We start from the raw sequence: 5,721 nt of genomic DNA on the forward strand, positions 1-5,721 counted from the left end.
CGCCCGGATCAACACAACTTCTGCTTTGTTGCCAATGCACGGCACCCGCGAAATCCCTCTTCAGGCAGGGCTCCTCACCTCTCAACGCCTGATTGGTCAAGATGCGCGACTGAACACCAAAGTCCTTTCTGTAGCGTTCCGCCTGCGCGGCGTCCGTATCGAGCTCACGGGCCTCGCGATGCATCTGGATGTAGCCGCGTCTGACGAACAAGTGTTCTGCGCCGGCTCCGGCAATCAGCTTGTCGTGGTCCGCGGCGCAGTGGCCAATCAACTGCCTATAGATTTGGGAAATTGTCCGATATCTTATCGGGGCAGAGTTGAGATAGTAGAGCGCGAGTGGCAGTGCCGCGGAGGGCAGAGCCGCCAGATGGTACCTGACGTCGTTGCCCAACCCGAATGCCAGACGCAGTACATCAAGCGCGGCCCGCGGAAATGCATAGGGCTCCATCACTTCGACCTGGACAATCCCGGCGTTTCCGTAGCTTGCCTCCCTGCCCGGTTGCCGACGGTCAATGATGATGACCTCATGCCCGCCTTCTTGCAGGGCAAGTGCTGTCGTCACACCGACGATGCCGGCGCCGAGGATCGCAAACTCACTCATCGGCAAGTCAAACGCTACAGTCCTGCGCGATGACAGCTATTTCAATCAGCGCGTCGACGACCAACTCGCTAACCACAGTGACACGGACCGGCAGCGGATGGTGACTGAAGAAAGCGCGATACACCTGGTTGAAGGCGGAGAAATTGTCCTTGCGCACCAGGTAGCAGGTACAGGAGAGGATATCGCGTCGCGATAATCCACTAGTGCCAAGGGTGGCCTCGATCCGCCGCAGAACGTTTTGGGTTTGCTGCACAATGTCGCCGGAGATTTTTCCAGTGTCATCGAAGCCGAGTTCGCCCGAGAGGTAGACTGTATCGCCGGCACGGCGAAGGTTTGAGAACGGCAGTGTGGAAGCGGTCATGACAGGTCCTTGGAAGGATCGGCGCGGCGGCGCTCTTTTGGGTTCGCTAGCGAGCAAACAGGTTCTGCCGTCGCAGGACGTTGATACAGGATGGAGCCCGCTCCGAGGCGAGCAGGCTTCCAGTTCCAGCGGCAATCAACGAGAGGTCGTCTCCGGGCCCTTATCCATGGAGAAACTTAGCTGGCTGTAGATCGCTCTGTCCTTGTCGAAATAGCGCGCCCATTCACGGTCCCCGAATGAGAAATGCCACCATTCGCCGTCAAATGGCGCAAAGCCGGCGCGAAGCATGCAGAACCTGAGCGTCTGTCGATTGCGCCAGTGCTCTCTCTTGATGAATGGCGAAAAGACGTAGGTGTCCGGGCAATCCTCGCCCAGTTCAGTGCCCATAGCGAGCGCCTGACCGTTCGATTGAATGATCCGGACGTCGACCGCGCCGCCGGTCGGGTGCCCTGCTACCTCCGGTACGGCCGAGAAACGGTGAGCCGCCTCCTTCAGCGCTTCACCAGACAGGGAGGGAGTTCTTTGCTGCACGTGCTGGATCTGCTCCTGGAATTGCTGGCGCTGCACATCGAGATGCCGATAGCCACAGACAACCTCCAGGTCGTAATCCTGTGCGATTTCGCGGAGCGCGCGTTGCGCCACATCCAGCATCGGGACCACACGCGACCGGACGAAGATCTGGTCTCCCGTGTGTACTTTCATCGTACTGTCTACGGCGAGGACTTTGCCTGAGAACTCGGGGCCGATCGCAATCAGGGGCTCGTCATTGTCCTCCACCGGCACTGCGGCCAATTCCGTGTATGTCAGGAAATGCCGCTCAAGGGCAGCATAGCAGGCGTCCTGCGTGTTCATGTAATTTTGCTCCTCGCAATTCTAGATCAAGGGATGGTGACAGGCGGCTTGCTGTCCGCTGGCGATAGTCATCAGGGGCGGCAATAATTGGCGGCACAGGTCGGTGGCGCGTGGACAGCGTGCTGCGAATGAACAGCCGGGCGGGATATCATAGCCACTGGGGACTTCACCCGAAAGCCGGGCGACCTTGCGTCGTTGCTTGGGGTCGGGCTCGTATGTGCTGTCGAACAGGGCCTGCGTGTAGGGGTGGCAAGGTTTGGCGTTGCTCGCCATCACCTCGACCACACGGCCCAGATACATGACAAGGACGCGATGGCAGAAATAGCTGACCAGTCCGAGGTCGTGGGAAATGAAGAGATAGGTAAGGTTCAACTCGCCACGCAGTTGGTCCAACAGCGTGATGATCTGCGCCTGTACCGAGACGTCCAGAGACGCTGTCGGCTCATCAAGCACAACAAGGGACGGCTTGAGCGCGAGAGCACGGGCAATGCCGACCCGCTGTTTCTGTCCGCCTGACAACTGGTGGGGATAGCTGTTGGCGACAGCACCACTGAGGCCAACCATATCCAGCAGCGAGGTCACGGCTGCCTCCGCCGAATCTGGATTCACGCCCTGGATGCGGAAAGGCTCAAGCAACGCATCTCTTATCGAAAAACGAGGATCGATCGCCGAATATGGATCCTGGAACACCAGTTGCATGTGACGGCGCAACCGCCGCAAATTCCCCGCCGACAGCTGGGCGATGTCTTGCCCGTCGAAACGGACCTCTCCCGCGCTGGCCTCGATCAGCCGAAGCACCAGGCGGGCCAAGGTGGATTTGCCACATCCCGATTCACCGACGACCCCGACGATCTCGCCGCGTTGAATTTCGAAGGAGACATCGCTGACGGCGCGGAAGACGCGCGGCTTTCGAAACAGGGCCGTGTTCGTAAACCGGCAGCTGAGGTCCTTCACGGATAGAAGCTCGCTCATGCTGCTGTCACCAGATGGCAGGCGGTACCATGGCCTTCGCAATCACCGTGCAGTTTGGGAATTTCGGTCTGGCAGCGGACGACAGCAACCGGACAACGCGGACGAAAACGGCAGCCAGTCGGATAAGCCGCGGCGTTCGGTACCGTTCCCGGGATGGCGCTAAGGCTACCTCGCACCATGCCGAGGCGAGGAATGCAGCGGATCAGGGCTTTTGTGTAGGGATGGCGAGGATTTTCAAAGATCCGCTCCACCGCACCGGACTCAATTATCCGCCCGCAATACATGACAGCCACCCGATCGCAAGCGTGTGCCACGATGCCCATGTCGTGCGTTATGAGGATCAGCGCCAATCCGCGCTGCTTTACGAGATCCACGAGGATCTTGATGATTTGCGCCTGCACGGTGACGTCGAGCGCGGTGGTCGGTTCATCCGCAATAAGAAGCTGCGGCTCGCCGGCTAGCGCCATTGCGATGACAATGCGCTGCTTCATGCCGCCGGAGAGCTGAAAGGGATAGAGATCGTAGACGACAGCGGGATTGGGTATCTGCATGTCCGCCATGAGAGCCAGACTTCGTGCGCGGGCGGCCTTACGGTCGACCTTAAGATGAAGGCGCGATGACTGGTCGATCTGGGGGCCGACCCGTATCATCGGATCGAGCGACGTCATCGGGTTCTGCGTTATCAACGCAATCTTTCCGCCACGCAGCCGGCGCATGCGCTTTTCCGGCAGGCCCACCAGATCGATGCCGTCAAACGTCATGCGACCTGAGCTGATCCTCGCACCGATGCGTGGCAACAGGCCCATGATCGCTGTCGCCGACAGCGACTTGCCAGACCCCGACTCGCCGACCACGCCGAGAATCTCGCCACGATCGATACCGAAGGTGACATCATCGACAGGCGAGAAGGCGCCGAAACCGATCTGCAGTCGTTCCACATCAAGAAGCATTTTCATGCGCCCTTTGGTTTGGATCGGACATTGAGCGCCCCAATCAGAGCGTCGCCAAACAGGTTCAGGAAGATGACCGTCATGGCTACGGCAAATCCCGGAAACAGAATCACCCATGGCGCGATGAAGAGCTGCGCCGTCCCGGAACTCATCATGGCGCCCCAACTCGGCGTTGGCGGCTGCGCGCCCAGGCCAAAGAAGCCGAAAGTGGCTTCGAGGATGATGGCATCGCCCGTGGCAAGGATGGCGGCGACCAGCACCGGAGCAAGCACATTGGGCAGAAGGTGGGAAAACAGGATACGAAAGTGCGTGGCGCCGAGATTTCGGGTGGCTTCGATATAGGTTTCGCCGGTGAGCGAGATCACCTGGGTGCGCGTCAGCCGGGTGAATTGTGCAAGGTAGGCAATCGCCACCGCGCAGACGACACCGCCGAGTCCCGGCCCGACGACGGCGACCAGCATCAAGGCTATCAGTATCTCCGGAAACGACCAGGTAAGATCGACCGCCACCATCACGATCCGGTCCAGGGCTCCACCGAAATATCCACACGCGGCACCGAGGAACAATCCCAGGAGCAGCGACAGGCCAATCGCCGTGGAACTGACGGTGAGCGAAGTGCGAGCGCCGAAGATCACACGCGACAGCACGTCGCGGCCCAACTCATCGGTCCCCAGCAGATGGCTCGTCGATGGCTGCTGGTTCATGATGGAGAGGTTCTGCTGGGAATCGCCATAGGGCGCCAACCATGGGGCGAGAAGCGCCGCGCTAATCAAAAGCAGCAGATAAACGCCCGCGACACACCCTTTTGGCGTGGCAAATGCGGACACAAACGCGGTGTATCGTTTGCGGGTCACGACTGGGATCTCCGCTGGCGAGGGTCAATGAAGGCTTGAGCGACGTCGCCCATGAGGGTGCCCAGGATGACAGCCATCGCAAGCATCAGCAGACAGCCTTGAACCAGCGGATAGTCACGCTGGTTCAGCGCGCGGATCAGCAGGCTGCCCAAACCAGGGCGAGCGAATACATATTCGGTTGTCACGGCGCCGCCGATGATCCAGCCAATACGAAGCCCCAGAATGGTGACGACAGGCAGCATGGCGTGGCGCAGAACATGCCGGATCTGGATACGGCACGGAGACAGCCCTTTGGCGTACAGCAAGGTTACGAAGTCCTGGCTGGCTGTCTCGACCATCGCGATCCTGGTGATACGAGCTACGAGCGCAATGCCGCCAAGGCTGGTCGCAAGGACCGGCAGGATCAATGAGGTCCAGGATCGCACGCCGGAGACTGGAACCCAGCCAAGCCAGACAGCGAAGACAAGGATCAGGAGCAGGCCAAGCAGAAAACTTGGCAGGGTCGCACCAAGCAAGCTCAATGTGCCTATCGCCTCGTCGATCCGCGTGCCTTGATAGCTGGCAGCGAGCGCACCGGCGACAATCCCGACCAATGAAGAAAGGACAAGCGCCGCCAGGCCGAGCTGGAGGCTGTATGGCAGGTTTTGCAAGATGAGATCGCGCACGGGCCGAGCTTGAAGGATCGAGGTGCCAAGATCACCTTGCAGAAGGTGGAACATCCACAGCAGATATTGCTCGATCAGGCTGCGATCCAAGCCGTACTTGACAACCAGTTGAGCGCGCTGAGCCGGCGAAGAGCCGGCCCGCACCAGATTGTTGATGGGATCGCCCGGGACGAAGTGGACGACCATAAAGACAAGAGCCGAGACAACCACAAAGATGGGCAGGAGCAGCAGCGTCCGCTTCAGGAGATATGCGGCCATGGACCAGGTCGCCTACCCGACCGCTTTCAGGTCGAGAACCGTCTGCTGCATGATCTCCGCCCCACGGATGGCTTCGGGAACCGACAGCATGTCGCTGTTGTAGGCTATATTCTGCGCGGCCTCGTGGATGGGTATGAAGACGAACTGGCTAAGGATATATTCATGCAGTTTTTTGAAGTTAGCGACACGCTCGTCCCAGGTCTTGGAC

7 protein-coding genes and 1 pseudogene are annotated in these 5,721 nt (G+C 59.6%); all 8 read right to left on the minus strand.

The window, feature by feature from the left end; translation table 11 throughout:
- Window positions 1-601: FAD-dependent oxidoreductase (locus tag EN991_RS21000; RefSeq protein WP_127369463.1), on the minus strand; the 601-nt coding region annotated here is incomplete at its 3' end.
- A 7-nt stretch (window positions 602-608) separates the two neighbouring features.
- Window positions 609-962 (minus strand): RidA family protein, encoded by a 354-nt coding sequence (locus EN991_RS21005; RefSeq protein WP_127369464.1) that lies wholly within the window; start codon window positions 960-962, stop codon window positions 609-611.
- A gap of 135 nt (window positions 963-1,097) precedes the next feature.
- Window positions 1,098-1,814, minus strand: coding sequence for a M15 family metallopeptidase (locus EN991_RS21010; protein ID WP_127369465.1), 717 nt, complete (start codon window positions 1,812-1,814; stop codon window positions 1,098-1,100).
- 21 nt (window positions 1,815-1,835) lie between these two features.
- On the minus strand, window positions 1,836-2,786 hold the full coding sequence (locus EN991_RS21015) for an ABC transporter ATP-binding protein (protein ID WP_127369466.1): 951 nt from the start codon (window positions 2,784-2,786) through the stop codon (window positions 1,836-1,838).
- Window positions 2,783-3,742, minus strand: a complete 960-nt coding sequence (locus tag EN991_RS21020) for an ABC transporter ATP-binding protein (protein WP_245461026.1) — start codon at window positions 3,740-3,742, stop codon at window positions 2,783-2,785. The genes EN991_RS21015 and EN991_RS21020 overlap by 4 nt, the downstream gene beginning before the upstream one ends.
- A complete protein-coding gene (locus EN991_RS21025; RefSeq protein WP_063170698.1) occupies window positions 3,739-4,590 on the minus strand; it encodes an ABC transporter permease in 852 nt (283 codons plus the stop codon). The genes EN991_RS21020 and EN991_RS21025 overlap by 4 nt, the downstream gene beginning before the upstream one ends.
- Window positions 4,587-5,513: an ABC transporter permease gene (locus EN991_RS21030; protein WP_127369467.1), complete on the minus strand. Its 927-nt coding sequence runs from the start codon at window positions 5,511-5,513 to the stop codon at window positions 4,587-4,589. Before EN991_RS21030 ends, EN991_RS21025 begins: the two co-directional genes overlap by 4 nt.
- A gap of 12 nt (window positions 5,514-5,525) precedes the next feature.
- A pseudogene (locus EN991_RS39950) lies at window positions 5,526-5,721 on the minus strand (ABC transporter substrate-binding protein); the annotation flags it as partial.

The organism is Mesorhizobium sp. M7A.F.Ca.US.005.03.2.1 (assembly GCF_003997795.1).
In the GTDB taxonomy this organism is placed as follows: domain Bacteria; phylum Pseudomonadota; class Alphaproteobacteria; order Rhizobiales; family Rhizobiaceae; genus Mesorhizobium; species Mesorhizobium ciceri.